Here is a 26,503-nt window from a genome sequence, read left to right on the forward strand (position 1 = left end):
GAATCGGGCAGCGGTCAAGGACTGTACTGGCGACAGTCCTCTCCCGGCTCAGACGCGGGCCGGCATGGTGGCGTCGACGATCGCGGCGACGCGGGCCGTGGTCGCGCCGTCGAGCGGCTCGACCGGGAAGGCCATCGTCGCGCTGGGGATGAGCCCCAGGTGGTGCATCGCCGTCTTGAAGGCGCCGACGCCGGACGCGTCGCCGGAGCGGCCCTGCGCCTGGAAGACGATCTCGAAGAGGGCGGCGAGGCGGTCCTGCTCCTCGCGGGCACGGGTCCAGTCGCCGGCCTGCGCGGCCTGCCACAGGCGGGCGTAGCCGCCCGGGTCGACGTTGCCGAGGCCGGGGACCACGCCGTCGGCGCCGAGCAGGAGCATCCCGTCGACGACGACCTCGTGGCCGGTGAGCACCGCGAGCGGGCTGCCCGCGGCAGCGTTGGCGGCCACGAGACGGCGGAAGCCGACGTCGTCGCCCGAGGAGTCCTTGACGCCGGCGAGCACGCCGTCGCTGCCGAGGCGCACGAGGAGGTCCGCGGGCAGCTTGGTGCGCACGCGCACCGGGATGTCGTAGGCGAACAGCGGCAGCTCGGTCGCCGCGGCGACGGCCCGGAAGTGGCGCTCGATCTCCGCCATGTCGTTGATCGCGTAGAGCGGGGCGGTGGCGACGATCGCGTCGGCGCCGGCCTCGGCGGCCCGGCGGGCGGCCTGGGCGACGCGCCCGCTCGTCGTGTCGATGGCGCCGACGAGCACGGGCACCCGGCCGGCGACGGCGGCGACGACCGTGCGGACGACGACGTCGCGCTGGGCGTCGTCGAGGTAGGCGACCTCACCGGTCGAGCCGAGGGCGAAGACGCCGTGGACGCCCTCGGTGACGAGGTGCTCGACGACCGCGGTGAGCGTCGTCGTGTCGACCTCGCCCCCGGTGGTCAGGGGCGTGATGACGGGCGGGATGATGCCGCGGAAGCGGGTGGTGGTCACGGAAGAGCTCCATTCGGGGGCGGCACGGGGCCGCGGGTGGTTCGGTGCTGAGGTCGGGGGTGGCTGAGAGGTGCTGCTCACCCCGCTAGGAGGGACGGCGCGGCGCCCAGCAGCGTCCGCGTGTACGCGTCCTCCGGGTCGGCGAAGACCTGCTCGGCGGGGCCGAGCTCGACGAGGCGGCCGCGGTTCATCACGGCGATCTCGTCGGACACGTAGCGCACGGTCTGGATGTCGTGGGAGATGAAGACCATGGCCAGCCCGAGCTCGGACTTGATGTCGGCGAGCAGGTTGAGGATCTGGGCACGCACCGAGACGTCGAGGGCCGAGGTCGGCTCGTCGGCGACGATGACGTCGGGGTCCAGGACGAGGGCGCGGGCGATCGCCACGCGCTGGCGCTGCCCGCCGGACAGCTGGGTGGGCAGCATGTCGAGGGCCGAGGTCGGCAGGCCGACGAGCTGGATGAGCTCGCGGACCTTCGCCGCCCGGTCCTTGGCGCTGCCGATGCCGTGGACGTCGAGCGGGTCGCGCAGCGCGTCGCGGATGACCAGGCGCGGGTTGAGCGCGGTCGCGGGGTCCTGGAACACCGCGGACACGACCCGGCCGATCTCCTTGCGCTGGCGGGCGTTGCGCCTGCCCGTGAGGTGGCCCTTGAACCACACCTCACCGGAGGTGGGCTGCTCGAGACCGAGGAGGATGCGCGCCGTCGTCGTCTTGCCGCTGCCCGACTCCCCGACGATGCCGAGGGTGCGGCCGGGCATGACGCTCAGGCTCACGCCGTCGACGGCGCTGACCTTGACCGGCGTGAACAGGGTGCCCGTCCGGGAGGCGTACACGACGCGGACGTCGCGCAGCTCGATGACCGGCGTGGTGGTCTGGCTCATCGCAGGGCTCCCGTCGCGAGGACCGGCACGTCGTCGACGTGCGCGGCGTAGTAGTGCTCGGTGCCCTCGATCCGGCGGAGCACGGGCTTGGTGTCCAGGCCGACGTCCGGCCGCGAGGAGCGCGGCGCGAACCGGTCGCCCACGGGGAAGTCCCGCGGGGAGGGCACCGTGCCGGGCACCTGGTGGAGCCGGTCGGCACCGGACTCGATGGACAGCACCGCCCCGAGGAGACCGCGGGTGTACTCGTGGACGGGCTCGGTGAGGAGGTCCCGGGTGGGGGCCTGCTCGACGACCTGGCCGGCGTACATGACGGTGATGCGGTGGGCGAGCTCGGCGACGAGCGCGAGGTCGTGGCTGATGAAGACCATCGCGAAGCCAAGCTTCTCGCGCAGCTCGTTGAGCAGGTCGATGACCTGCGCCTGCACCGTGACGTCCAGGGCCGTGGTGGGCTCGTCGGCGATGATGAGGCTCGGGTCGCGGGTGAGCGCCATGGCGATGAGGACGCGCTGGCGCTGGCCGCCGGAGAGCTCGTGCGGGTAGCTGCCCAGGGTGCGCTCGGGGTCCAGGCCGACGAGCTCGAGGAGCTCCTCCGCCGTGCGGGTCCCCCCGCGCCTGGTCAGCTGCCTCATCTGGGTGCGGATGAGCATCGAGGGGTTCAACGAGCTCAGCGCGTCCTGGTAGACCATGGCGATGTGGTGGCCGCGCAGCGGGTTGCGCTCCTTGGCCGGCATCCTGAGCAGGTCCGTGCCCTTGTAGAGGATCTCGCCGCTGACCTCGGCGCCGCGGTCGATGAGGCCCATGATCGTCAGACCGGTGATCGACTTGCCGCAGCCGGACTCACCGACCAGGGCCATCGTCTCCCCGGGCCGGACCGTGAAGGAGACGTTGTCGACGATGTTGACCTCGCCGTGGCGCTCGGGGAAGCGGATGCACAGGTTGCGCACCTCGAGCAGCGGCGGCTCGTCGCGGTCGTAGACGAGGCGGTCACCGCGGGTGAGCTCGACCTCGCGGAGCTGGGCGAGCTGCTCCTCCAGGGACGTGCCGGGCGCCGGGGCGTGGGTCGCGGCGGCGGCGCGGGCCGGGGCGGCGACCTCGTCCCGGGTGGTGAGGCCCTTGCCGGTGGGCTTGGGCGCGACCATCGCGTCGGTGAGGCCCTCGGAGAAGATGTTGAGGCACAGGACGGTGACCATGATCGCCAGGCCGGGGAAGAAGGTCGCCCACCAGTAGCCGCTCATGACGAGGTCGCGGCCGGCGGCGATGATGTTGCCCCACGAGGGGTCCGGGTCGGGCACGCCCGCCTGGATGAAGGACAGCGAGGCCTCGAAGATGATCGCGTCGGCGACGAGGACGGTCGCGAAGACCATGACCGGGGCGATGGTGTTCCGGGCGACGTGCTTGACGACGATCCACGGCGTCGAGGCGCCCATGACCTTCGTCGCGGCGACGTAGTCCTCGCCGTAGGCGGCCAGCACGTTGGCACGGACCACGCGGGTGAGCTGCGGGGTGTAGAGGAAGGCGATCGTCAGGACGAGCACCGGCAGCGAGCGGCCGAGGACGCTGACGAAGACGGCGGCGAGGGCGATGCCGGGGAAGGACATGACGATGTCCATGACCCGCATGATGACCTCGGAGACCTTCTTGCCGGCCGTCGCCGCGACGGAGCCGAAGAGGGCGGCCGCCACGAGGGCCACGAGGGTGGCGCCGAGCCCGATGACGAGGGAGTAGCGGGCGCCGTAGACGACCCGGGAGAAGATGTCGCGGCCCTGGCGGTCGGTGCCGAACCAGTTCTCACCGCTCGGCGGCTGCACCGGTGCGCCGCTGGTGAGCGGGCCGTGGGTGGCCACGAGCGGGGCGAACACCGCCGCGAGGGCGACGACGAGGACGACGCCGAGGGAGACCTTGGCGCCCAGGGGCAGGGAGCCGAGCCGCAGGCCGGGCGTGGAGAGACGTTCGGTGAGCTTGCGTCGCACGGTCACACCGTCCTGATCCGCGGGTTGACGAGCAGGTAGAGCATGTCGACCACGATGTTGATGATGACGAAGGCGAGCGCCACGGTCAGGGTCACGCCCTGGACGATGTTCGGCTCGTTGGCCGTGACGCCGGAGAGGATGAGCGTGCCCATGCCGGGCAGCGCGAAGATGACCTCGATGACCACGGCGCCGCCCATCGCGTAGCCGATGCGCAGACCGAGGACGGTGATGGGCGTGATGAGAGCGTTGCGCAGGACGTTGCGGGCCACGACCTCGACGCGGCTGACGCCGCCGCCGATCGCGGTGCGCACGTAGTCCCTGTCGAGCTCCTCGACGACGGCGGTACGCACCACGCGGGTGAGCGAGCCGGACAGCGGCAGGCCGACGGCGAAGGCCGGCAGCGCCATCCGCGCGAGGTACCCGCCGGGGTCCTCGGTGAAGGGGGGCAACGGCCCGGAGCCGGGCAGCCACCCGAGGCCGAGGGTGAAGACCTGGATGAGGAGCACGGCCAGCCAGAAGGACGGCGTGGCCAGCGAGACGATCGAGACGAGGCGGATGGCCTGGTCGGGCCAGCGGTCCCGGTAGAGGGCCGCGACGACGCCGAGGACGAAGGCGGCGACGATGCCGATCGACAGGCCGAGGAAGGTCAGCTGGAGGGTGATCGGGAAGGCGCGGACGATCTCGTCGACGACGGGGACCTGCCGGGCGCTGTAGGTGCCGAAGTCACCCTGGAGGAGGCCCCCGAGGAACAGCAGGTAGCGCGTCCACAGCGGCTCGTTGAGGCCGTTGGCCTCCCGGTACGCCTCGCGGGCCTCGACGGAGGCGCCCTCACCGAGGGCGTTGATGGCGGGGTCGACCGGGGAGAAGGACATCACGATGAAGACGAGCAGGGTGATGCCCAGGATCATCACGGGCAGCTGGAGGAGTCGCCGACCCGTCAGGCGCAGCAGTGCGGTCACGCTCTGGGCTCCTTAGGTAGGGGTGGGGCGGTGCGGCGGCCGGGGTGCCGGCCGCCTCACCGGCTGATCACTCGGCGACGACGCCGACGTCGAGGAAGGACAGCCCGGTCAGCGGCACGGGGGCGAAGCCGACGAGGTCCTCGCTGCTCCACGCGGTGGGCAGCTGACGGTGGAACAGCGGGTAGAGCACGGCCTGCTCCGCGATGAGGTCGAAGGCCTGGTTCCACAGCTCCTGCTGCTCGTCGCCCTCGGTGCGCACGGCCTCGTCGAGGATCGAGGTCAGCTCGGCGTACTCGGGGGTGTCGTCCCAGCGGTAGCGGTCCTTGGGCCACACGTTGTCGCCGAACCACCAGCGCATGAGGAGGTCCGGGTCGTTGCCGAAGACCGAGGGGTCACCGGGGGCGACCATGACCTCGAGCTCGCCGTTGTCCACCTTGGTGTACTGGCCACCGGACTGGCCGATGTCGAGGGTGGTGTTGATCCCGACGGCGTCGAGGTCCTCCTTGATGAGCGGCGCGACGTCGGCCACCCACCCGGTGTCGGTCGTGAGCAGCGTGATGTCGAGGGAGTCGACCCCCGCCTCGGCGAGCAGCTCCTGCGCCCGGTCCGGGTCGTAGGAGTAGACCGTGGAGGCCTCGGTGTAGTTCGGGTGGTCCTCGGGGAGGAAGCTCGTCGCGGCGGTGGCGTTGCCGAGCATGCCGGTCTCGATGATCGACTCGAGGTCGAGCGCGTGGTGGAAGGCCTGGCGCACCCGGACGTCGTCGAAGGGCTCGAGGTCGGTGTTGAACATCATGAAGAGCAGGCCGAAGGACTGGACCGACTCGACGTCGACCTGGCCCTCGAGGGACGGCAGGTCGATGTAGGGGACGTCCTCGATGGCGTGGACGGTGCCCGAGCTCATCGCGGTGACGCGGGCGGCGGCGTCGGACAGGAGGTTCCAGTTCATCCCGGCGGCCTGGGCCGGGCGCGGGCCGGTGTAGTCGTCGAAGCGCTCGAAGGTGATCGCGTCGTCGGGGGTGGCGGAGGTGAGCACGTAGGGGCCGGTGCCGGTGGGCAGGGCGTTGAAGGCCTCGTAGTCGGCCTCGACGACCGCCTGCGGGACGATCTTGACGACCGACAGGCGCTCGGGGGTGAGGCTGAAGGCGTGCTCGAGGTTGATCTGGACCGTGGTCTCGTCCACGGCCTCGACCGACTCGATGAAGTCGATGAAGGAGACGTACAGCGAGTTGTTCGCCGGGTCCATCACCCGCTCGAAGCTGTAGACGACGTCGTCGGTGGTGACGGGGTCACCGTTGTGGAAGACGGCGCCCTCACGCAGCGTCACCTGCCACGTCGTGTCGTCGATCTGCTCGGGCAGCTCGGCACCGAGGGCGGCGTACACCTCGCGGGTCACCGGGTCGAGCTCGGTGAGGCCCTCGAGGGTGTGCCAGTTGGCCGCCACCGTGACCGCGCCGGAGGTGGTCATCGGGTCGAAGCCGCCGCTGAGCGGGTACGAGATGCCGGCCTCGATGATGGCGTCGGGGTCGATCTCGCCCGCGGGCGTGGACTCGGAGCCGGTGGCGTCGCCCGCCGGCTCGTCGCCGCCACCGCACGCGGTGAGGGCGAGGGCTCCGACGACGACGGCGGCCGTGACGCCGACCGCCCGGCGTGGGCGGGTGAAGGACAGTGTCCGCATGAGCTCTCCTATGAGACAGATGACGTCTGATGTCTGACGTAGTAGGGTGACCTTAGACTCACCGACGGCGAAAGGTCAAGGACGGACATGGCGACCACGGCAGGCGCACGAGCGAACGGCAATGCACGGGAGGCCGCGGGTCGGCGGGCGACGACCGCCGACCAGATCAAGGAGTACATCCTCGCGAACGGCCTCAAGCCGGGCGACTCCCTGCCCACGGAGTCCGAGCTGTGCGAGCTCCTCGGCGTCTCCCGGTCCAACGTGCGGGAGGCGGTGCGCACCCTGACGACGCTCAACATCGTCTCCGTGCGCCACGGCCACGGGACCTTCGTGGGCGACATGAGCCTGGACGCGCTCGTCGAGTCGCTCGTCTTCCGTGGCGTGCTCATCCCCGGGGACGACCTGCGCGCCCTGCGCGACATCGTCGAGGTCCGCCAGGCGCTGGACACCGCGATGGCGCAGCAGGTGGCCACCACCATGCGCGGCACCTACAACAAGGACCTCCACGACCTCGTCGACGAGATGGTCGCGCTCGCCGAGCGCGGCAAGCTCTTCCCCGCCCAGGACCGCGCCTTCCACACCTCCCTGCTCGCCCGCATCGACAACGAGCTCGTCGGCCAGCTCGTCGGCGCCTTCTGGGACGTCCACACCGCTGTCATGCCGAGCCTCGGGGTCGCCCCGTCCGCCGACATGGTCCAGACCGCCCTGGCCCACGGGGACATGCTGCGCGCCGCCGAGGAGGGCGACGCCGAGGCCTTCATCGCCTCCGTCGGGCGGCACTACGAGCCGATCGTGCGGACACTGGAGGGCGTGCGCCCCCAGCGCACCTCCGCCAACGCCGCACTGGAGGACCAGCCATGACGGCTCTCGTCACCGTCGTCGGGACGGGCGCCTTCGCCCGCGAGCACCTTCTCGCGCTGCGGCAGGTGCCGAGGCTGCGCGTCGCGTGGGTCGCCGGCAGCGACCTCGAGCGCGCCGAGGAGCTCGCGAGCCTCGTCGGGGCACGCGCCACGACCGACATCCACGCCGCCGTCACCGACCCGGCGGTCGACGCCGTCGACGTCGTCAACGCGACGCCCGGCCACGCTCCCTGGACGATCGCCGCGGGCCGCGCCGGCAAGCACGTGCACGTCGACAAGCCCGCGGCCCTGACCCTCGGCGACCTCGACGCGATGGTCGAGGCGACCGCCGGCACGAGCCTCGTGGTCGGGCAGACGGTGCGCTTCCAGCCCGCCGTGCGCCGCCTGGCCCAGGCCGTCCGGGACGGACGCGTCGGGGACCCGCGACTGCTCCACATCACCTGGTACACCGGCCACGCGTGGCCCGGCGGCTGGCGCAGCTGGCAGCTGGACCCGGCCATGTCCGGGGGGCACCCGGTGCACAACGGCACGCACATCCTCGACGCCGCCACCTGGCTGCTCGGCTCGGCCCCCACCGAGGTCTTCGCCCGCGGGATGCGCACCTTTTCCCCCGACATGGAGTCCCCCGACTCCTTCCAGGTCCAGCTCCGCACGGCCGACGGCGGCCTCGCGACCCTCGAGCTGTGCTACGCCCTGCGCCAGCGCGGTGACATGCTGCGCCGCGTCGTCCTCGTCGGCACCGGCGGCACGCTGAGCCACACGACGGAGAACGAGCCCGGCCTCACGTCCGACGCCGCCCGCCCGGCGCCCCTCTCCCTCGACGGCGCGCTGCGCGACCAGCTCGAGCACTGGGCCGACGTCGTCACCGGTCGGGCCGAGCCCCTCGTGCGGACCGAGGAGGTGCGGGCCGCGCTGGCCGGCGCGCTCGCCGCCCAGCGCTCGCTCGTCACGGGCCGGCGGGTCCACGTCACCGAGATCGAGGGCGACCCGGACGTCGGGGCGCACGCCAACGTCGAGGAGGTCCTGTGATGGTGCTGCGGATCGGTGTCCTCTCCGCGGTGCGGCACGCCGCGGACTACCTGCGCATCCTCGGCCAGGACGAGCGTGTGGAGCTCGTCGCCGTCGCCGAGGAGCCCTCCGCGCCCGACTGGGTGCGCGCCGACTCCCGCGCCGCGGCCGAGCGTGCCGGCGTCCGCTACACCGAGGACGTCGAGGAGGTCCTCGACCCCGAGCGGGTCGACCTCGTCGTCGTGTGCGGCGCGCCCACGCGCCACGCCCGCCTCGCGCTCGCCGTGCTGCTCGCCGGCATCGACGTCCTCGTCGACAAGCCCGTGGCGACCACCCTCGACGACGCCGACGCCCTCGTCACCGCGGCCGAGCGCACCGGACGCGTGTGCGCCGTCGTCAACCGGACCCACGCCCCCGCCCTGCGCCGCACGCGTGCCTGGGTCGAGGCCGGGCACATCGGCCTGCCGCGGCACGTCGACATGGAGCTCCTCGCCTCCGGCGCCCACTTCGCCACGTCGGTGGAGCGTCCCGAGCTCGTCGTGGACCCCGCCCTGTCCGGCGGCGGGGAGGTGCTCAACTTCCTCGGCTACTGCGTCGACGCCATCGGCTACCTCACGGGCCTGCCGGTCCGCGAGGTGCACGCCTTCACCGGCACCCTGTTCTCCGAGGCGCACGCCGCGCACGACGTCGAGGACAGCGCCGTCGTCAGCCTGCTCCTGGACCGCGGGGTCACCGCCACGGTGACGCTGGGGCGCGTGCCCTTCGCCCCCGGCACCACCCCGACGACGAGCTCGCTGCGCCTGCTCGGCTCCCACGGCCACGCCGTCGCCGACGACGACAAGCCCGCCATCGCCGTGTTCGGGCCCGACGGCGCGGACGCCCTCGTCGCCGACGCCGGGCAGGTGGCCCTCGAGCGCTACCTGCGCCACGTCGTCGACTCGCTGACGGCCGGCACGGTGCCGGACTACACGGTCCACGAGGCCCGGGACGCCATCGCCGTCATCGACGCCGCCTACCGCTCCGCGCACAGCGGCGACGTCGTCGCCCTCCTGCCGGCGCCCACCCTGAGCGAGGGCCCGCACCTGGCCGGATGAGGGGCCCGGCGTGAGGCACGCTCAGGGCGTGCGTGCCTCGCGCCGGGAACCGCCGTACTTCTTGTGCACCGCCTGCTTGGAGACGCCGAGCAGGACGGCGATCTCGGCCCAGGTCAGCCCCCGGGCCCGGGCGCGCCTGACGAGCATCGCCTCCCGGCGGTCGGCCTGCCGCCGCAGCTCGGAGAGCGCGTGGAGGGCGGCGACGACGTCACCGTCGTCGTCGACGGACTGGGCGAGTGCACTCATCGGGGCCTCCTCGGTGCCGGACATGGTGTCAACCTACGTTGACACAGGCCACCCGTCAACCGTGGTTGACGGCTGGCCGGGTCGAACGGTTGACATCACTTGTCGGTCGTATAACGTCTGATGTCAGGTGTCTACCGCACCTCGTACTGGTCACGGCGCAACGGTGAGTCCTACCCGCACGACGCACCGGGCGCTTCTCTCGGGCGATGTCGCCCGGAAAGGTCCACATGTCACTGACGACGAGACGACGCGCGGCGGCCGGCCTGGCCGCTGTGCTCACGACCGGACTGCTGGGCATCGCCCCGGTCCACGCCGCCGCCGAGGACGCCCCGGCACCTGACTACGACGCCGTGTGGGGAGGTGAGTCCTTCTACGAGGAGCAGCAGCTGGCGTCGAACGGCGAGGGCTTCGCGAACTACCGCATCGCCGCGCTCGCCGTGGCGAACAACGGGGACGTGCTCGCGTCCTACGACGGGCGCCCCACGGCCGCCGACTCCCCCGGCCCCAACTCCATCCTCCAGCGGCGCAGTACCGACAACGGGGAGACCTGGGGTGAGCAGACGGTCATCCGGCAGGGCCGCACCGAGGCCCCGATCCAGGGCTTCTCCGACCCGAGCTACGTCGTGGACCGCGAGACCGGCTCGATCTTCAACTTCCACGTCTTCTCGCTGGACCGGGGCTTCGGCAACAGCCAGCCCGGCACCGACCCGGCGGACCGCAACGTCATCCACGCCAACGTCGCCCGCTCCGACGACAACGGCGAGACGTGGACGCACCGGACGATCACCGCGGACATCACCGCGGAGCTCGGCTGGCGCAGCCGCTTCGCCGCGTCCGGCCAGGGCATCCAGCTGAAGTACGGCCCGCACGCCGGGCGGCTCGTCCAGCAGTACACGATCATCAACGACGACCTCGGCGGCGCCTTCCAGGCCGTGAGCGTCTACTCCGACGACCACGGCGAGACCTGGCAGGTCGGCGAGCCCGTCGGCACGGGGATGGACGAGAACAAGACGGTCGAGCTCTCCGACGGGCGCGTCATGCTCAACTCGCGCGACTCCCAGCGCTCCGGCTTCCGCAAGGTGGCCATCTCCGAGGACGGCGGGCACTCCTACGGCGAGGTCGTCGTCGACCGGCAGCTGCCGGACCCGACGAACAACGCCTCGATCGTGCGCGCCTTCCCGAACGCGGAGGAGGGCTCCCCGGAGGCCAAGGTCCTGCTCTTCTCCAACGCCGGCAGCTCGAGCACGCGGAGCAACGGCACCGTCCGGATGTCCTGCGACGACGGCCGCACCTGGCCGGTCTCCCGGGTGTTCCAGCCCGGTGGCATGGCGTACTCGACCCTCGCCACCCAGCCGGACGGCAGCGTCGGGCTCCTCTACGAGCCCGACGCCGGGAACGGCGGCATCCGCTACGCCAGGTTCAACCTCGCGTGGCTCGGTGGTGTGTGCGCCGCCGTCGCCGCCGACGACGTCGCCACGGACGCGGGCACGACGGCGGACGTCGACGTCACGGTGACCAACCAGGCCTCCGCTGAGCTCACCGGAGGCACGCTGTCGCTCACCCTGCCCGAGGGGTGGGGAGAGGCTGAGGCCGAGGTGCCGACCGTGGCCCCCGGCGCGTCGGCCACCGTCACCGTGCCCGTCGCGGTGCCGGACGACGCCTTCGCGGGCAGCTACCCGGTGGACGTCAGGCTGACGACCGACCAGGGGACGTCGTCGGGCTCCTTCACCGTCACGGTCGACGCCGCCGAGGGTGAGGTCATCACGGTCGTGCCGAGCGTGACCGACGCGAGCGCGAGCGCGGAGTACCTGCCCGGGGAGCGGCTCTCCTTCTCCTACCGGGTCACCAACATCTCCGACGAGGTCGTGTCGGTGGTCCCGCAGTCCTCCAACCTCGCGGGCTTCAACCCGCCGGAGGCCCCGAACTGCCGCTGGCAGAACCTGCAGCCGGGCTCGAGCTACACCTGCACCAGTGCCTACCGGGTCCTCACCCAGGAGGACCTCGACGCCGGCTCATTCACCCCGCAGACCACGTGGACGGCGCTGCGCGGGAACTACTCCGGACCGGAGATCGGACAGCTGGAGCGCACCGCCCCGACCGTCGAGGTCCGCGCCCCGGAGAACCTCCTCCCGCAGGACCAGCTCTCCGTCACCGACGTCTCGAGCGAGGAGACCGTGGAGGCCCAGACACCCGCGGGGAACGCGATCGATGGTGACCCCGCGACGATCTGGCACACCGAGTGGGCCGACGTCATGGGCCCGCACCACATCACCCTCGACCTCGGGGGCGAGTACACGGTCCAGACGCTGCGCTACCTCGCGCGGCAGTCCGGGGGCACGAACGGGGTCCTGCGCGACTACACCGTGCGGGTCTCCTCCGACGGCGAGACCTGGGGCGAGCCGGTCGCCGAGGGCATGCTGCCCCAGTCGACGGCCCCGCAGGCCATCGAGCTCGAGCCGGCCGAGGGCCGGTACCTGCGGCTGGACTTCCTCACGTCCTACAGCGACTGGAGCAACCACTTCGCCTCGGCCGCCGAGCTCAATGTCCAGGCCGCGGCCGTGGAGGAGCCGGACGAGCCGGGGCCGGCGCCGCAGCAGTACGGGTTCTTCCTCAACGACGGCTGGGACGGCAAGCCCGAGCACGTCTTCCAGTACGGCCGGCACACCGACGAGGTCCTCATCGGTGACTGGGACGCGGACGGGACCGACACGATCACCGTGCGCCGGGAGAACCGCTTCTACGTCAACAACGCCCCCCGGGGCGGGGACGCGGACAGCGTGTTCACCTACGGGCGTCCCGGTGACGTCGTCCTCGTGGGCGACTGGAACGGCGACGGCCGCGACACCCTCGCGGTGCGCCGGGGCTCGACCTACCACGTGAAGAACTCCCTGCGTGGGGGCGAGCCGGACCACGTCATCACCTACGGCCGTGTCACTGACGCGGTCATGGTCGGTGACTGGGACGGCAACGGCACCGACACCTTCGCGGTGCGCCGCGGCTCGACCTACTACGTGAAGAACTCCATGCGTAGCGGGGACGCCGACCGGACGTTCACCTACGGCCGCGAGGCGGACGTGACGCTGGCCGGTGACTGGGACGGCAACGGCACCGACACCTTCGCGGTGCGACGCGGCAACGCGTACTTCGTGAAGAACTCCCTCGCCGGCGGCGACGCCGACTTCTCGGTGCGGTTCGGCCGTGAGGGCGACGAGGTGCTCGTCGGTGACTGGAACGGCGACGGCCGCGACACCCTCGGCGTGCGCCGCACCCCGTAGGCGACGCAGCCACCCGAGCGCAGGACCCCGGCGGCCGCCGGGGTCCTGCGTGCGTCTCAGACCGTCGCGAGCGCCGCCGGGCTCCAGCCCAGGGCCGGCGCCACCTCCCGCGCGAGGAGCTCCACCGAGCGGAGCACCTCGCGGTGGGGCGGGTCGACGGAGTGGACCTGGAAGGACAGGTGCGTCGCCCGCGCGACGGCCGGGTCGGCGAGCAGCCCCGCCGTGACGGTGGCCGGCGACCCGACGTGCGAGTCGGTCGCCGCGACGAGCTCGGCGGTGGACAGGCCCACGGCCGGCCGTCCCGTCATCCGCTCGACGAGGGGCGCCACCCTCCGCAGGCCGGTCTCGGCGAGCTCGGCGGCCCGCCACTCGTCGTCGGTGACGACGACGGTGCGGGCCACGCTGATCCGGGGCTCGACGCCGGCCGGGAGGTGCTCGAGGTAGGCGTCGACGAGCCGCTCCTGGAGGGACCCGAGGGTCAGGCCGGGCTCCTCCGCCGGACGCGGCTGGGTCCGCGAGAGCATGAGCCCGTGGCCGCGCCGCCCCGCCTCCACCGCCCACGGCTCGGAGAAGGTGCCGATCCACACGCGCTCGGCGAGCGTTCCCGCCGGCGGGTACAGCGCCCGTCCCTCCGCGACCGGCTCCCCCCGCAGGGCCGCCTCGAGGCGGTCGAGCTTGGCCGCGAACACCGCGTGCCGGTCGGCGAAGTCCAGGCCGAGGGCCGCGAAGGCCCCCGGTGAGCCGCCCGAGGCCAGGCCCAGCTCCACCCGTCCCCCGCTCAGCTGGTCGAGGACGGCGGCGTCCTCCGCCACGCGCACCGGGTCCTCCAGGGCGAGGGTGATGACGCCGGTGGTGAGCCGGACCCGGGAGGTCATCGCGGCCGCGTGGGCGAGCAGGACGAGGGGCGAGGGCAGCCCGCCCTCGCTGCCGTCGAGGTGGTGCTGGGCGACCGCGACGGCGTCGAACCCGGCGGCCTCTGCGGTGCGGATCTGCTCGAGCGCCAGCCGGTAGCGCTCCGCCGGTGAGGCGTCGTCGAGCACCCGGGTGAAGAAGCCGAGCCGGGGGCCGCTCACGAGCGCCTCCTGGCGGGCACCTCGGGCTCACCGAGGGAGAGCATGAGCCGGTTCGCCCAGTTGAAGAAGGCGGCTCCCCCGATGACGTCGAGGATCTCGTCGTCGCCCAGGCCGGCCGCCCGCAGCTGCTCGACGTGGTCCGGACCGAAGCGGACGGGCGTCGCCGTCAGGGCCTTGGCGGCGGCGACGATCGCCTCCCACCGCTGCCCGAGCTCGGCGCCGGTCCCCTCGTCGAGCAGCCGGTCGACGTCCTCGGGGCGTCCGGAGAGCCGGGCCGCGGCCCGGGCGTGGACGGACGCGCAGAACACGCAGCCGTTGACGCGGGAGGCCGCCGCCGCCGCGAGCTCGCGCTCGGCGCGCGGCAGGCCGCCGTCCTCGGTGAAGAAGATGTCGTTGTCCAGGCGCGTGCGCGCCCCCAGCAGCTCGGGGTCGCGGGCCAGCAGCCGGAAGTAGGCGAAGTCCGCCCGCGCCGGCTCGACGAGGCCCGCGTAGTGGCGCTCGGTGAGCTCCTCCTTGGCGAGCGGCTCCAGCCACGGCACCCAGCCCAGGGGCTCGCGCGTGAAGGCCTCGGGACGGTCGAGGTCGGGGTGGTGGTGGATCATCGCGGGGCTCCCGGGGTGGCGTGGAGGACGGACAGGCCGGCGGCGGCGCGCAGCTGGTAGCTGAGGAACGCGACGAGCTGGGACAGGGTGACGGTCCCGCCCGCGGCCCAGCCGGCGGCGGCGAGGCGCTCGAGCGCGGCCGGGCGGGCGTCACGCGGGTGCAGGACGAGCAGCCGGGCGTGCTCGACGGCGGCCGACAACCGCTCGCCCAGCACCTCGCGCGCGACGACGCGGTAGTCCGGCACGGGGTCGGACTCGGCAGCCAGCCCGGGCTCCCGGTACGTCCCGGCCGGGCCGGTGACGGCGGCGGTCCCGGCCTCGGCGACGAGCGTGGCCGCGAGCGCGTCCGACCCTCCGGCGCCCAGCAGCGCCCGCCGGTAGTGGGACACCGCCCGCTCGTCGCGGTGCAGGCCCGCCACGAAGAGGGCGACGGCGAGCCGGTCGAGGACGGACACCTCGCCGTCGTCGTCGGGGGCGAAGAGCAGCCGGTAGGCGAGCTGGGCGTTCTCCCGCGCGGCGGGCCGCAGGTCGCGCAGCGCGTCCACGGCGCCGCCGGCGGGGACCCCGGCGAGCTCGCGCAGGACGTCGGCGCTCACCTCCGGGGCGCGGGTGTGGTCGAGGACGTGGGTCATGAGTCTCTCCTGGTGGCGTGGGCCGCGGGGACGGCGTCGAGCAGCTCGCGGGTGTACTCGCTGCGCGGGGCGTGGAAGATCTCGGCGGTCGTGCCGCTCTCCACCACGCGGCCGCGCTGCATGACGGTGACGCTGTCGGAGACCTGGCGGACGACGCCGAGGTCGTGGGAGATGAACAGGTAGGTGAGGCCGCGCTCGCGCTGCAGCTCGGCGAGCAGGTCGAGGATCTGCGCCTGCACGCTGACGTCGAGGGCGGAGACCGGCTCGTCGAGGACGACGACGCCCGGGTCCAGGACGAGCGCCCGGGCGATCGCCACGCGCTGGCGCTGCCCGCCGCTGAGCTCGCGCGGCCGCCGTCCGTGCAGCTCTGGTCCCAGGGCGACCCGCTCGAGGAGCGCCGCGGCCGCCGCCGCCCGCTCGCGGCGGTTGCCGAGCCGGAAGTTGCGCAGCGGCTCGGCCACGATGTCGAGGACGGTCATCCGGGGGTCGAGGGAGCCGAAGGGGTTCTGGTAGACGAGCTGGACCTGGCGGCGCCACTGGCGGCGCGCCTCCCCGCGCAGCGAGGCGACGTCGGTGCCGTGGACGAGCGCCGTGCCCGCCGTCGCCGTCTCCAGGCCCAGCAGGATGCGCGCCGTCGTCGACTTGCCGGAGCCTGACTCCCCGACGACGGCGTGCGTCGTCCCGGCCGGCACGGTGAGGCTGAGGTCGTCCACGGCCCGCACGTGCTGCCCACCACGGCCGGTGAAGTCCTTGCGCACGGACCGCAGCTCGACCGCGGGGACCGCGCCCGGCGGCGGCGCCGGCGGGGTGGGCCGCAGCGGCGCCGGGTTGAGCGCCGGCGCGTCCCGCACGAGGCGCCGGGTGTAGTCGCTGCGGGGAGCGCCGACCACCTCGCTCGCCGTCCCGGAGTCGACGACCCGCCCGCCCTGCATGACGACGATCCGGTCGGCGCGCTCGGCGGCCGCGGCGAGGTCGTGGGTGACGAGGAGGACGCCGGTGCCGTCCTGCGCGCGCAGCTCGTCGAGCAGGTCGAGGATGCGCCGCTGGACGGTGACGTCCAGGGCACTGGTCGGCTCGTCGGCGATGAGGAGCTGGGGCCGGAGCGCGAGCGCCGCGGCGATGAGCACCCGCTGGCGCATGCCGCCGGAGAGCTCGTGCGGGTAGGCGCCGGCCACGCGCGGGCCGGGCAGGCCCACGCGCTCGAGCAGCTCGGCCACCCGGGCCCGCACCGCCGCCTCGTCCCGCTCCCCGTGCACCCGCAGGGTCTCGGCGACCTGCCAGCCCACGGTCCGCAGCGGGTCGAGGGAGCTGCCGGGGTCCTGCGGCACGAGACCGATGCGCCGGCCGCGGACGTCCTGGAGCCGCCTGTCCGACCAGCCGCGGATGTCGGTGCCGTGCAGGAGGATCTGCCCCGAGGTGACCGTCGCGCCCGGTGCGAGCAGCCCGAGGACGGCGTGCGCCGTCGTCGTCTTGCCCGAGCCGGTCTCCCCCACCACCGCGACCACCTCCCCCGGCGCGACGGTGAGGCTCACGCCGGCGACGGCGGTGTGCTCCCCGCCGCGGCGGGTGCGGTAGGTGACGGAGAGGTCGCGGACGTCGAGGAGGCTCATCGCTCGCTCCCCAGGGAGCGGCTGACCCGGTTCGCCGAGAGGACGACGGCGACGATGACGAGGCCGGGCAGGGTGGTGACCCACCAGGCGGCGGCGAGGAGGTCGCGGCCCTGGGCGATGATCATGCCCCACTCCGGGTCCGGCGGGGTGACGCCGTAGCCGAGGAAGCCGAGGGTGGACAGCGCGAGGATCGCGGTGCCCAGCTGCATCGCCGCGAGCGCGACGACCGGCCGCAGGGAGTTGCGCAGCACGTGGCGCCACAGCACCGACAGGACGCGCCCGCCGCTGCCGTAGGCGGCCTCGACGTACTCGGTGGCGCGCACCTGGACGACCTCGGCCCGCACGAGCCGGGCGAACCCGGCCACCGCGCCGACACCGACGGCGAGCGCCGCGTTGACGGTGCCCGGGCCGAGGAGGACGACGACGGTGAGCGCGAGCAGCAGGCCGGGGATCGCGAGAAGGACGTCGACGACCCGCATGAGGACCTCCTCGACGAGCCCGCCGACGGTGCCGGCGACGACCCCGAGCAGGGTGCCGGCGGTGAGTCCGACGGTGACGGCGACGAGGGCGCCGGCGAGCGACTCGGACGCGCCGTGGACGACGCGGGAGAACAGGTCGCGGCCGTTGGCGTCCGTGCCGAAGAGGTGCTCACCGCCCGGGGCCTGGAGCCCCGCGCCGACGCTCGTGTAGGCGTCGAACGGGGCCAGGACCCCGGGGAGCACGGCCCACAGCAGCACGGTGGCGATGACGGCCCAGGCGAGCACGAGGCCGACGGGGACCGGACCGCGTCGACGGCGCGCGACGGGTGCGGGCTCGGGGGTGAGCGCGACGGGGACCGTGGGCGCCGCCGGGTCTCGGGTGGTGGTCGCGGTCATGTCCGGGCTCCTTCCAGCGGGCCGGCCACGGCGGGCGCGGCGACGGCGCCGGACGGTGGCGCCGTCGTCGTCCGTGCCCGGCGCAGACGCGGGTCGAGGACGGGGTAGAGGAGGTCGACGACGAGGTTGACGGTGACGAAGGCGAGCGCCGCCACGAGGACGATCGCCTGGATCACCGGCAGGTCCTGCGCCGCGACCGCGAGGTTGGTGAGCCGGCCCAGCCCGTCGCGGCCGAAGACGGACTCGGTGACGACCGAGCCGGCGATGAGCTCGGCGACGAGGAGCCCGCTGATCGTCAGCACGGGCAGCAGGGAGTTGCGGGCGGTGTGCCGGCTCAGCGTCCACCACCGCGAGGCGCCCTTCGCCTCGACGACGTGGACGAAGGGCCGGGTGGCGACGTCGTCGAGGGTGCGCAGGACGATCTGGGCGAGCGGCGCGCTCACCGGGACGGCGAGGGTGAGGACGGGCAGCACGAGCTCCTGCCAGCCCTCGGCCCCGATGACCGGCACCCAGCCGAGCCGGAAGGAGAACACCTGGAGCAGGACGATGCCGAGCCAGAACGCCGGGACGGACACGAACAGCGACGGGATCGCGGTGATCGCGTTGTGCAGCCACGGGCCGCGGGCGTAGCTCGCCGCGAGGGCGAGGACGACGGCGACGGCGGCCGCCACGACGAAGGCCAGGGACGCGAGCTGGAGCGTGGCGGGCAGGGCGGCCGAGACGCGGTCCACGACGGGGGTGGCCGTCTCGACGGAGTAGCCCAGGTCCCCCTGCAGCGTCCCCACCAGGGCGTGGACGTACTGGAGGAGGAGCGGGTCGTCGACGCGGTAGTACTCGCGGATCGCGGCGACCTGGTCGGCGGACAGGCCGAGCTCGGGGTTCTCGAACTTGATGAGGATCCCGTCCCCGGGCAGCGCGCCGAGGAGGAGGAAGGACAGCGTGTAGGCGGCCCACAGGACGAGGAGGGCCTGGCCCACCCGCCCCGCGACGTAGCGCGCGGTCACCGCTCCTCCAGCCACGTGTCGTACAGGCGCAGGCGCCCGACCGGCTCCCAGCCCAGGCCGTGGACGTGCGGCCCGGCGGCGTAGGTCTGCGGCATGTCGTACAGCGGGATCGTCAAGGCGTTGTCGACGAGGTACTCCTGCACCTCCGCGGCCTTGGCGTAGCGCTCCTCCGTGCCCGGCAGCGAGGTGATCTCCTCGAGGAGGTCGTCGAGCGTCTCGTCGGTGGAGACGAGGTAGTCGCGCTGGCTGCTGTGGAAGGCGCTGTAGAGGACGTCGGGATCGACGCGCCCGACGTGGCTGATGAGGACGCCGACGTCGGCCGGGTCCTGCTGGCGCTGGACCGCGGTGGCGGGGTCGGGCAGCTCGATGTGGAGCTTGGCGCCGACCGCCTCCCACTGCTGGGCGACGAGCTCGGCCGTCTCCTGGCCCAGCGGGAAGACCGCGGGGACGATCGTCGTGAGCTCCAGGCGCCGGCCGTCCTTGGTGCGGATGCCGTCCGGGCCGCGCTCCCAGCCGGCCTCGTCGAGCAGGCGGTTGGCCTCCTCCGGGTCCGCCGTCAGCCTGTCGGACAGGTCGGTGTAGCCGGTGGCCCCGGAGCTGAGCGGTGACGTGGCCACCGGGTAGTTCTCGGTGAAGAGCGTGTCGACGATCGCACCGGTGTCCGTCGCCTTGAGCAGCGCCTGCCGGACGGGCAGCTCGGTGAGGACGGGGTTGTCGGGGCGCAGCGCGATCTGCGGGCTGACGCCGTTGGTCTGTGGGGCGTACAGCTGGTAGCCGGCCGCCTCGACCGTCGGCTCGTCGTAGGCCTGGACCGAGCGCACCGCGTCGGCCTGCCCGGAGGTGAGGGCGCCGATGCGCACCGAGTCCTCGGGGGTGACGACGATGTGGATCTCGTCGAGGTAGGCGCGGCCCTGGTGCTCCTGGTGCGGCGGGGCCCAGTCGTAGTCCTCCCGCGCGGTGAGCGTGTACTCCTGCTCGGGCACCACCTCGGTGACCGTGAACGGGCCGGTCGCGACGAGGTTCTCGAGCTGGCACTGCTCCTCGTAGGGCAGCTCGTAGGTCGCGGGTCCGACGATCGCGGCGCCGACGACGGAGGTCGCCTGGAGGAAGCCGGGCACGGGGGCGTCGAAGGTGAAGACGACCGTGTGCTCGTCGCGCACCTCGGAGCCGGCGTAGTTCGAGACGAACTCCTGGCTCGCGAGCCCGAGCTCCTCGTCGCCGAGGCCGAGGTGGTCGAAGTTGGCCGCGACGTGCTCGGCGGTCAGCGGGGTGCCGTCGGAGAAGGTGACGTCCTCGCGCAGGTGGAAGACGTACTCGGTGGCGTCCTCCGACACCTCCCAGGACTCGGCGAGCCACGGGTGGATCTCGCGGGTCTCGGGGTCCTGGAAGGTGAGCTTGTCGGCGACCTGGTTGAGGACGGTGGCCACCGGGTAGTAGCCGGAGCCGCCCGCGTAGAAGCACGTGGGGAACTGGTACTCGAGGAAGGTGAGGGTGCCGCCCTGGCGGGGTGCGCCGTCGTCGGCGGCTGCCTCGCTCGTCGCACCGGGGCTGCCGCTACAGGCGGCGAGGACCAGGGTCGCGGCGGCAGCGGTGGCTGCGGCGAGCGTGCGGCGATGGGTGGTGCTCATCGGGCGGTCCTCTCGGGCTGACGGTCGAGCGTTCGGTTGAACGCTTGACCATCAGCGTGGAGGCCGTCCGCCCCCGTGTGACCGGGAGGTCGGGCGAAATCTCAGCGCGTGAGAAGCGGGGGGCTCCCCGCCGTGCGCGGTGAGACGGAGCGGGCTCAGCGACCGCCGAGGAGGAGGACGGCGTAGGGGCCGCCCGAGCCCATCGCGTAGCCCACGCCCACGTGGGTGTACTTGGTGTTGAGCATGTTGGCCCGGTGGACGCTGGAGTTCTTCCACCAGTCGACCATCCAGCTCGTGATCGCGCTGGAGGACATCGAGGCGCCGCCGGTGTTCCGGACGATGTTCTCCCCCGCCGCGGACCAGCCGCCACCGATCTCGGACCGGTAGTTCGGGTTGTGCTGGAGGGTCTGGTTGGCAGCCATCCACTCGGCCCAGCTCTGGGCGACCTGGTCGAGCGTGCCGTCGCTGCCGAGCGTGTGCAGGCCGTTCTGCGCGCGGAAGTCGTTGACCATGGCGCCGATCGCGCCGCGCTCACCGCCCTGCCCCACGGACACGGCGGCCGCGGGGGCGTCGTCGTCGGCGGTCTCCTCGCTGCTCTCGGCGGCGGGTGCCGGCGAGCGGGACGCGGACCGGCTCGCGGCGGCGGCGGCCTCCTCGCGGGCCGCGGCGGCCTGGCGCTCGGCCTCCTCCTCGGCCTCGATCGCGGCGACGACGTCGGGGATGTCCTGGATGTCGCCCTTGCTCAGCTCGACGTCGACGTCCATCGGCTCGAGCCCGAGGTCCGCCGAGCCGGGGACCGTGATGCCGGGGGCCACGTCGTTGCCGGTCTCGAGCCCGAGGGCGGCGAGGTCGGCGCGGGCCGCGGAGGCGTCGTCGTCGACGACCGCGGCCGCCGTCGCGCCCGCGACGAGGACGACGGCGAGAGCACCGGCCAGGCCCGCGCGGTAGCGGCGCTGGAGCGGCGCGGCGACCTGCTCGTACGGTCGCAGGCGCTGCGCGAGACGCTCGGCTCGGGACACGGTGCGGTGGGACGACGGCTCGGCCACGACTGGCCCTTCTCACCCCCCGGCTCGTCGGCGCCCGACCGACGGCACACCCCGCCGCTGGGTCGTCGTCCTCGGGCGGCGGCGGGAGGGGGAGCCGGCCGAGGGTCCCGCGCGGAGGGTTCGCGGGACACGGGCGACACTAACCCCGGACGCGGGCGAATGTCACGCTTTGGTCACGACGCCGTGGTGAACGCCTCAGTGGTCGTGGGCGGCCCGGAGGAGACCGGCACGCTCGGCGTGAACGGCGACCTGCACGCGGTTCCGGACCCCGAGCTTGGTCTGGATGGTGGCGAGGTGCGCCTTGACCGTGGCGGCCGAGACGAAGAGCTGGGCGGCGACCTCGGCGTTGCTCAGCCCGTGGCCGACGGCGACGGCGACGTCCCGCTCCCGCTCGGTGAGCGCCGCCATCGCGGCCTTCGCCTCCTGGCGGGCCTGGCCGTCGCCGCCGCGCGTGTAGTGGTCCAGGAGCTGCCGGGTGCTGCGCGGGGAGAGCACGGCGTCGCCGGCGACGACGGCCTTGACGGCCCCGATGATCTCCGCGGGAGAGGAGGACTTGAGGAGGAAGCCCTCGGCGCCCGCCTCGAGGCTGCGGAGCACGGCGTCGTCGACGTCCCAGGTGGTGAGGGAGATGACGTGCGGTGCCCGCGGCAGCGCCCGCACCGCGCGGGTGGCCGCGATCCCGTCGAGGCGGGGCATGCGCAGGTCCATGAGGACGACGTCGGGCGCGTGCCGCTGGACGGCCTCGACGACCTCGTCACCGTCACCGGCCTCCCCGACGACCTCGAGGGCGGGGTCGCTGCTCAGGAGGAGCCGCAGGCCCGTCCGCACGAGCGGGTCGTCGTCGACCAGGAGGATGCGGTGGGCCTCGGGCATGCCGTCATCGTAGGCGGCGCAGGTCAGAGGGCTGCCTCGCGCCACGGCAGGCGGACGGTGACGCGGAAGGTGCGGCCGTCGTCGTCCAGGCCGTAGGCGAGGTCCCCGCCGAGCAGCTCGACGCGTTCGGCGATGCCGCGCAGGCCCTGCCCGCCCCCGACGTGCCCGCTGGGCTCGTAGGGGTTGCGCGCGTCGATGTGCATGCCGGCGCTCGGGCTGCCGGTGACGTCGAGGCGCACGGGCCGACCCTCGGCGTGCCGGCGGGCGTTGGTGAGCAGCTCCTGGACGATCCGGTAGACCCCGCGGGCCAGGGCCGGGTCCGCCCGCTCCGCGCCGTCGATGTACACCGAGGAGCTCACGGGGAGCCCGGCGTCGACGGTCTCGCCGATCATCGCGGGGAGGTCGACGAGCGAGAGGTCCGGCTCCGCGGGCTCGGCGCTCAGCGGCTCGTTGAGCATGGCCAGCAGGGAGCGCAGGTCCGCCATCGACTTCGCCGCGCCCTCGCGGACGAGGCGGGCACTCTCGCGGAGCTGGCCGTCGGGTGGCGCGTTGGCCTCCAGGGCACCGGCGTGGAGGTTGAGCAGGGAGAGCCGGTGGCCGAGGACGTCGTGGACCTCCCGGCCGATGCGCTCGCGCTCACGCTGGCGGGCCAGCTGGTCGTCCAGGCGGTCGGTCCGCTGCTCGGCGGCGCTCACCTGGCCGGCGGACACCGCCGCCTCCCGGCGGGCGCGGACGGCGAGCCCTGCGCCCACCGCCACCGCCATCCCCAGCGCGAGGAAGAGGGGCGCGACCCACCAGCCGAGGGTGACCGCGGTGCCGGGCTCGGATCCCGCGGGCGCGAGGAGCGTCTTGATCAGGGAGGCGCCCGACGTGCGTCCGGCGGCGTCCCGGGCCACGGTCACGGTCGTGGCCACGGCGACGGCCGCCGTCGTCCACCACACGTCGGGCCCGCGTCTGCGGGAGATGAGCGAACCGAGGGCGACGAGCGCCGTCCAGCTCCCCACCGGCAGCACCACCGCGGTGGCGGCGGCGGTCAGGGTCACGGCGTAGGGCGCACGTCGTCGCCACAGGAGGACCAGCGGGAGACCGAGGGAGACGAAGAACCCGACCAGGACGACAACAACCGCGCCGTCCTCCGCGCGCTGGCCGGTCTCGGAGAAGACGAAGCTCGTCAGCGACATGAGCGCGCACAGCGTGCCCCACAGCACGGTGCGCCACCACGGCGCGGGCCGCGCCGGGATCTGCGCACGTCGCTCCATGGGCACACCGTATTCACCGCCGGACCGCGCCGGCACCGCCGACCGGCCAGTGTCGCGCCGCGCGGGCCTGGCCGATCGGCTGCGAACGGTAGGCAGTCGGCCGATGTGGCGACGGTGCCCGGTCGAGTTCGCTGGTGGTCACACGCCCCACTCCCAGGAGGACACGATGAACCACACCGACGGCCAGACCTTCCCGCACGGTCCTGGCGCCTACGCCACTCCGGGCGCCCCCTACCCGCCCGAGCCCCCGAAGCAGAAGAGCTGGTTCGCCCGGCACAAGATCCTCACCGCGATCCTCGTCCTCGTCGTCCTCGTCGTTGCGGGGACCGCGCTCGGTGGCGGCGAGGAGGAGGCGCCGTCGTCGGGAACCACCTCGGAGGCGCCCGCGGAGGAGGCCGCCGAGCCGGCGGCCGACGACGCCGCGCCCGCCGACGCCGCACCCGCCGAGGAGCCGGAGGAGCCTGCCGACGACGCCGCCGCCGGCGTCGGCGACCCCGTGCGTGACGGCAAGTTCGAGTTCACCGTCACCGAGGTCGAGACGGGCGTCAGCGAGGTGGGCGACGAGTTCCTCAGCGAGCAGGCGCAGGGCCAGTTCGTGCTCGTCCACATGACGGTGAGCAACATCGGGGACCAGGCGCAGATGCTCAGCGGGAGCAACCAGACCCTCGTCGACGACCAGGGGCGCGAGCACTCCGCCAACGGGTCGGCCGCCATCTACCTCGAGGGCTCGGAGACGTTCCTCAACGACATCAACCCGGGCAACTCCGTCGAGGGGACGGTCGTCTTCGACATTCCCGCCGACGCCCAGCCCGCCGCCATCGAGCTGCACGACTCGATGTTCTCCGGTGGCGTCACGGTCAGCCTCACGGACTGACCCACGATCCACGGCCCGGAGCCCCCTGCCAGGGCTCCGGGCCGTGCGCTACGCCGAGACCGCGCGCTCCACGAGCTCGAGGAGGGCTGCGGCGTAGGCGTCCTCGACGTCCGCGGCGCGGTGGGTGCTGGCCGCCCCGTCGGGGCCGGCGGTCGTGACGACGTACTCCCCGTCCACCCGCTCCAAGCCGCGGAACGTGCCACCGAGGTACTCGCGCAGCTGGTCCTCGCGGGGCAACCAGAGGGCGTCGTCCTGGTCGACGTTGTCCAGCGCCCACTCGGTGGTCCCGTTGAAGTTGAGCACGGTGCCGGTGTCGTAGGTCCGGGCCTCGATGACCATGTGGGAGAGGATGAAGACGTCCTCGGAGAGCTCCTCCGCCTTGATGCGGAACCGGTCGCCGGGCGCGGGGTCCCAGCGAAGTCCGGCGGCTTCGAGCTCACGGGCGAGACGATCGCTGATCATCCACCCAGTGTGCCGACCGTGGCGGCGGGGCGCTCAGCGATGTCCGCGAGCATGTCGGTGAGTGCGAGCGCGTCGAAGGGCGCCCGCACCTTGGCGTCGTTGTCGAAGTAGACGACGACGTCGTGCCCCGCCTCGTACCAGGCCCTCACCTTCGCGGCCCACGACCGGAGCGCCGGCTCGTCGTAGCCACTCACGTACAGCTCGGTGGCGCCGTGGAGGCGCACGTAGACGAGGCTCGCCGTGACGTCCTCGAACACGGGCCAGGTCTCGCCGCCGTCGGAGACGACGAGGCCGACGTCGTGCTCCGCGAGCAGCCGCAGGAAGGCGGGGTCCGCATAGCTCTCGTGGCGCACCTCGAGCGCGTGGCGGAGCGGCCGGTCCGCGTCCGTCGTCGTCCAGGCGCGGCCGTCCAGGCGTTCGTCGTGCCGTTCGCCGAGGGAAGCGGCCTGGGTGGTGCTCGTCGGGAGCGCGCCGAGGAACGCGGCGACCCTGTCGAGGTCGAGCCGCTGGCGAGCCGGCAGCTGCCAGAGGATCGGACCGAGCCGGTCCTCGAGCGCGAGCACGCCCGAGGCGAAGAAGTTGGCCAGCGGCACCTCGACGTCACGCAGCGCCTTGAAGTGGGTGATGAACCGGCCGCCCTTGACCGCGAAGGTGAAGCCGGGCGGTGTGCTCTCGCGCCAGCGCGCGTAGGACTCCGGGCGCTGGAGGGAGTAGAAGGAGCCGTTGAGCTCGACGGTCGGGAAGGTCTGCCCGATGTACTCGAGCTCCCGGCGCTGAGCCAGCCCGGGAGGGTAGAAGTCTCCGCGCCAGGGGGCGTACCTCCACCCGGACACGCCGATCCGCACCTCGGCCATGGCAGCGAGTGTAGGAATGAGCCTGCCGGTCCGCCCGGCGGCGGCGCGGTCGTCGTCGTCCACACCCCTTGTCGTTCGAACATGTGTTCGATATCATAGGGGCAGGAGGGGGTGAGGGCGATGGTCAGTCAGACAGCCGGGACAGCCGCCGCTGACGACGACGACCGCTCGCCCCTGATCGCGAGGGCCACCTTCGCGGAGGCACTCTCCCCCGACTTTGCCGGTCTGGTGTTCCGGTCTGTCAGCCGGCCGGGGCAGACGGCCGACCCCACACCCTCCAACCCGACGCCCGGTCCCGGTCAGGCACGGCCCCGGCCGCCGGCAGCGGCGGACGAGGAGCCACCGGGGTGGCCCGGCAGCCTCCTCGCGGAACTCCTCCCCCAGCCCGGCGCCCTCGGGGACTACCTCGAGCCGCTGGCCCCGAACGAGCGGCTGGCCACGCTGCTCGCGGCAATCGATCCCGTCGACGTGGACGACTTCTCCCTCGTCGAGCTGGTCGCCGCGCACAAGCGCATGGAAGCGTGGTCCGCGGCCCAGGCCGCCCGCGCCGCCGCGGTCCTCGCCGAGCGTGACTCGGTGAACCCGACCTGGCCCGGTGACGTCCCCGGCCGCACCCGGGGGGAGTGTGTCGTGGGCCAGGAGCTGTCCATGCGGCTGCGGATCACCAAGCAGGCCGCCGTCAGGATGGCCGCCTGCGGCCGCGCCTTCGGTGGCATGTTCGAACCCACCGGCGAGCTCCTCGACCGCGGTCTCATCGACTGGCCCCGA

Annotated in this window: 23 protein-coding genes and 1 pseudogene; 6 read left to right on the forward strand and 18 right to left on the reverse strand. The window is 73.3% G+C overall.

The window, feature by feature from the left end:
- Positions 1 to 48: 48 nt before the first annotated feature.
- From H9624_RS15365 to H9624_RS15385, 5 genes are all read right to left on the reverse strand, one after another.
- Positions 49 to 975 (reverse strand): dihydrodipicolinate synthase family protein, encoded by a 927-nt coding sequence (locus H9624_RS15365; RefSeq protein ID WP_251840776.1) that lies wholly within the window; start codon positions 973 to 975, stop codon positions 49 to 51.
- 77 nt (positions 976 to 1,052) lie between these two features.
- A complete protein-coding gene (locus H9624_RS15370) occupies positions 1,053 to 1,856 on the reverse strand; it encodes an ABC transporter ATP-binding protein (RefSeq protein WP_251840777.1) in 804 nt (267 codons plus the stop codon).
- Positions 1,853 to 3,826, reverse strand: a complete 1,974-nt coding sequence (locus H9624_RS15375) for a dipeptide/oligopeptide/nickel ABC transporter permease/ATP-binding protein (RefSeq protein WP_251840778.1) — start codon at positions 3,824 to 3,826, stop codon at positions 1,853 to 1,855. Before H9624_RS15375 ends, H9624_RS15370 begins: the two co-directional genes overlap by 4 nt.
- Positions 3,827 to 3,828: 2 nt before the next feature.
- A complete protein-coding gene (locus H9624_RS15380; protein WP_251840779.1) occupies positions 3,829 to 4,785 on the reverse strand; it encodes an ABC transporter permease in 957 nt (318 codons plus the stop codon).
- Positions 4,786 to 4,852: 67 nt separating this feature from the next.
- Positions 4,853 to 6,460, reverse strand: a complete 1,608-nt coding sequence (locus H9624_RS15385; protein WP_251840780.1) for an ABC transporter substrate-binding protein — start codon at positions 6,458 to 6,460, stop codon at positions 4,853 to 4,855.
- Between the two features lie 87 nt (positions 6,461 to 6,547).
- On the opposite strand from H9624_RS15385, the gene H9624_RS15390 reads away from it, so the two are divergent.
- The 3 genes from H9624_RS15390 to H9624_RS15400 are packed head-to-tail and all read left to right on the forward strand — an operon-like array spanning position 6,548 to position 9,422.
- Positions 6,548 to 7,321 (forward strand): FadR/GntR family transcriptional regulator, encoded by a 774-nt coding sequence (locus tag H9624_RS15390; RefSeq protein ID WP_251840781.1) that lies wholly within the window; start codon positions 6,548 to 6,550, stop codon positions 7,319 to 7,321.
- Positions 7,318 to 8,349 (forward strand): Gfo/Idh/MocA family protein, encoded by a 1,032-nt coding sequence (locus H9624_RS15395; RefSeq protein ID WP_251840782.1) that lies wholly within the window; start codon positions 7,318 to 7,320, stop codon positions 8,347 to 8,349. The genes H9624_RS15390 and H9624_RS15395 overlap by 4 nt, the downstream gene beginning before the upstream one ends.
- Positions 8,349 to 9,422, forward strand: a complete 1,074-nt coding sequence (locus H9624_RS15400) for a Gfo/Idh/MocA family protein (RefSeq protein WP_251840783.1) — start codon at positions 8,349 to 8,351, stop codon at positions 9,420 to 9,422. The genes H9624_RS15395 and H9624_RS15400 overlap by 1 nt, the downstream gene beginning before the upstream one ends.
- Positions 9,423 to 9,443: 21 nt before the next feature.
- Here H9624_RS15400 and H9624_RS15405 read toward each other — a convergent pair whose 3' ends face one another.
- The gene (locus H9624_RS15405; protein ID WP_251840784.1) at positions 9,444 to 9,668 is read right to left on the reverse strand and encodes an ECF-type sigma factor; all 225 of its coding nucleotides are present in this window, start codon (positions 9,666 to 9,668) and stop codon (positions 9,444 to 9,446) included.
- 206 nt (positions 9,669 to 9,874) lie between these two features.
- Between H9624_RS15405 and H9624_RS15410 the strand changes: the two genes are divergently transcribed.
- Complete coding sequence (locus H9624_RS15410; protein WP_251840785.1) at positions 9,875 to 12,943, forward strand: discoidin domain-containing protein; 3,069 nt, start codon at positions 9,875 to 9,877, stop codon at positions 12,941 to 12,943.
- Between the two features lie 56 nt (positions 12,944 to 12,999).
- Here H9624_RS15410 and H9624_RS15415 read toward each other — a convergent pair whose 3' ends face one another.
- The 10 genes from H9624_RS15415 to H9624_RS15460 form a co-directional block, all read right to left on the reverse strand.
- Positions 13,000 to 14,016: a putative FMN-dependent luciferase-like monooxygenase gene (locus H9624_RS15415; protein WP_251840786.1), complete on the reverse strand. Its 1,017-nt coding sequence runs from the start codon at positions 14,014 to 14,016 to the stop codon at positions 13,000 to 13,002.
- A complete protein-coding gene (locus H9624_RS15420) occupies positions 14,013 to 14,618 on the reverse strand; it encodes an alkylhydroperoxidase domain protein (RefSeq protein ID WP_251840787.1) in 606 nt (201 codons plus the stop codon). Before H9624_RS15420 ends, H9624_RS15415 begins: the two co-directional genes overlap by 4 nt.
- Entirely contained in the window at positions 14,615 to 15,250 is a 636-nt protein-coding gene (locus H9624_RS15425) for a CMD domain protein (RefSeq protein ID WP_251840788.1), read from the reverse strand. The genes H9624_RS15420 and H9624_RS15425 overlap by 4 nt, the downstream gene beginning before the upstream one ends.
- The gene (locus tag H9624_RS15430) at positions 15,247 to 16,860 is read right to left on the reverse strand and encodes a dipeptide ABC transporter ATP-binding protein (RefSeq protein WP_251840789.1); all 1,614 of its coding nucleotides are present in this window, start codon (positions 16,858 to 16,860) and stop codon (positions 15,247 to 15,249) included. The genes H9624_RS15425 and H9624_RS15430 overlap by 4 nt, the downstream gene beginning before the upstream one ends.
- Positions 16,857 to 17,735, reverse strand: coding sequence for an ABC transporter permease (locus H9624_RS15435; RefSeq protein ID WP_251840790.1), 879 nt, complete (start codon positions 17,733 to 17,735; stop codon positions 16,857 to 16,859). Before H9624_RS15435 ends, H9624_RS15430 begins: the two co-directional genes overlap by 4 nt.
- Positions 17,732 to 18,739, reverse strand: coding sequence for an ABC transporter permease (locus H9624_RS15440; protein ID WP_251840791.1), 1,008 nt, complete (start codon positions 18,737 to 18,739; stop codon positions 17,732 to 17,734). Before H9624_RS15440 ends, H9624_RS15435 begins: the two co-directional genes overlap by 4 nt.
- Positions 18,736 to 20,367 (reverse strand): TIGR04028 family ABC transporter substrate-binding protein, encoded by a 1,632-nt coding sequence (locus H9624_RS15445; RefSeq protein WP_251840792.1) that lies wholly within the window; start codon positions 20,365 to 20,367, stop codon positions 18,736 to 18,738. The genes H9624_RS15440 and H9624_RS15445 overlap by 4 nt, the downstream gene beginning before the upstream one ends.
- Before the next feature lie 155 nt (positions 20,368 to 20,522).
- A complete protein-coding gene (locus tag H9624_RS17005) occupies positions 20,523 to 21,413 on the reverse strand; it encodes a CAP domain-containing protein (protein ID WP_251840793.1) in 891 nt (296 codons plus the stop codon).
- Positions 21,414 to 21,608: 195 nt separating this feature from the next.
- Positions 21,609 to 22,286, reverse strand: coding sequence for a response regulator (locus H9624_RS15455; RefSeq protein ID WP_251840794.1), 678 nt, complete (start codon positions 22,284 to 22,286; stop codon positions 21,609 to 21,611).
- A 23-nt stretch (positions 22,287 to 22,309) separates the two neighbouring features.
- The gene (locus H9624_RS15460; RefSeq protein ID WP_251840795.1) at positions 22,310 to 23,545 is read right to left on the reverse strand and encodes a sensor histidine kinase; all 1,236 of its coding nucleotides are present in this window, start codon (positions 23,543 to 23,545) and stop codon (positions 22,310 to 22,312) included.
- A gap of 166 nt (positions 23,546 to 23,711) precedes the next feature.
- Here H9624_RS15460 and H9624_RS15465 point away from each other — a divergent pair, with 166 nt between their 5' ends.
- Positions 23,712 to 24,419 carry a DUF4352 domain-containing protein gene (locus tag H9624_RS15465; protein ID WP_251840796.1) on the forward strand — a complete coding sequence of 236 codons (708 nt, stop codon included), beginning with the start codon at positions 23,712 to 23,714 and terminating at the stop codon, positions 24,417 to 24,419.
- A gap of 48 nt (positions 24,420 to 24,467) precedes the next feature.
- On the opposite strand, the gene H9624_RS15470 is transcribed toward H9624_RS15465, so the two are convergent.
- Positions 24,468 to 24,881, reverse strand: a complete 414-nt coding sequence (locus H9624_RS15470) for a pilus assembly protein CpaE (RefSeq protein WP_251840797.1) — start codon at positions 24,879 to 24,881, stop codon at positions 24,468 to 24,470.
- A complete protein-coding gene (locus H9624_RS15475; RefSeq protein WP_251840798.1) occupies positions 24,878 to 25,735 on the reverse strand; it encodes a DUF72 domain-containing protein in 858 nt (285 codons plus the stop codon). Before H9624_RS15475 ends, H9624_RS15470 begins: the two co-directional genes overlap by 4 nt.
- A gap of 120 nt (positions 25,736 to 25,855) precedes the next feature.
- Between H9624_RS15475 and H9624_RS15480 the strand changes: the two are divergent.
- Positions 25,856 to 26,503 (forward strand): annotated as a pseudogene (locus H9624_RS15480) (hypothetical protein); the annotation flags it as partial.

Source organism: Oceanitalea stevensii (assembly GCF_014837105.1).
GTDB classification, from domain to species: domain Bacteria; phylum Actinomycetota; class Actinomycetes; order Actinomycetales; family Actinomycetaceae; genus Oceanitalea; species Oceanitalea stevensii.

Excerpts from the sequence above, each read along its gene's own strand:
- H9624_RS15370 (WP_251840777.1), bottom strand. The coding sequence starts at position 1,856 with ATGAGCCAGACCACCACGCCGGTCATCGAGCTGCGCGACGTCCGCGTC.
- H9624_RS15385 (WP_251840780.1), bottom strand. The coding sequence starts at position 6,460 with ATGCGGACACTGTCCTTCACCCGCCCACGCCGGGCGGTCGGCGTCACG.
- H9624_RS15390 (WP_251840781.1), top strand. The coding sequence starts at position 6,548 with ATGGCGACCACGGCAGGCGCACGAGCGAACGGCAATGCACGGGAGGCC.
- H9624_RS15395 (WP_251840782.1), top strand. The coding sequence starts at position 7,318 with ATGACGGCTCTCGTCACCGTCGTCGGGACGGGCGCCTTCGCCCGCGAG.
- H9624_RS15400 (WP_251840783.1), top strand. The coding sequence starts at position 8,349 with ATGGTGCTGCGGATCGGTGTCCTCTCCGCGGTGCGGCACGCCGCGGAC.
- H9624_RS15405 (WP_251840784.1), bottom strand. The coding sequence starts at position 9,668 with ATGAGTGCACTCGCCCAGTCCGTCGACGACGACGGTGACGTCGTCGCC.
- H9624_RS15410 (WP_251840785.1), top strand. The coding sequence starts at position 9,875 with ATGTCGCCCGGAAAGGTCCACATGTCACTGACGACGAGACGACGCGCG.
- H9624_RS15420 (WP_251840787.1), bottom strand. The coding sequence starts at position 14,618 with ATGATCCACCACCACCCCGACCTCGACCGTCCCGAGGCCTTCACGCGC.
- H9624_RS15425 (WP_251840788.1), bottom strand. The coding sequence starts at position 15,250 with ATGACCCACGTCCTCGACCACACCCGCGCCCCGGAGGTGAGCGCCGAC.
- H9624_RS15430 (WP_251840789.1), bottom strand. The coding sequence starts at position 16,860 with ATGAGCCTCCTCGACGTCCGCGACCTCTCCGTCACCTACCGCACCCGC.
- H9624_RS15435 (WP_251840790.1), bottom strand. The coding sequence starts at position 17,735 with ATGACCGCGACCACCACCCGAGACCCGGCGGCGCCCACGGTCCCCGTC.
- H9624_RS15445 (WP_251840792.1), bottom strand. The coding sequence starts at position 20,367 with ATGAGCACCACCCATCGCCGCACGCTCGCCGCAGCCACCGCTGCCGCC.
- H9624_RS15455 (WP_251840794.1), bottom strand. The coding sequence starts at position 22,286 with ATGCCCGAGGCCCACCGCATCCTCCTGGTCGACGACGACCCGCTCGTG.
- H9624_RS15460 (WP_251840795.1), bottom strand. The coding sequence starts at position 23,545 with ATGGAGCGACGTGCGCAGATCCCGGCGCGGCCCGCGCCGTGGTGGCGC.
- H9624_RS15465 (WP_251840796.1), top strand. The coding sequence starts at position 23,712 with ATGAACCACACCGACGGCCAGACCTTCCCGCACGGTCCTGGCGCCTAC.
- H9624_RS15470 (WP_251840797.1), bottom strand. The coding sequence starts at position 24,881 with ATGATCAGCGATCGTCTCGCCCGTGAGCTCGAAGCCGCCGGACTTCGC.
- H9624_RS15475 (WP_251840798.1), bottom strand. The coding sequence starts at position 25,735 with ATGGCCGAGGTGCGGATCGGCGTGTCCGGGTGGAGGTACGCCCCCTGG.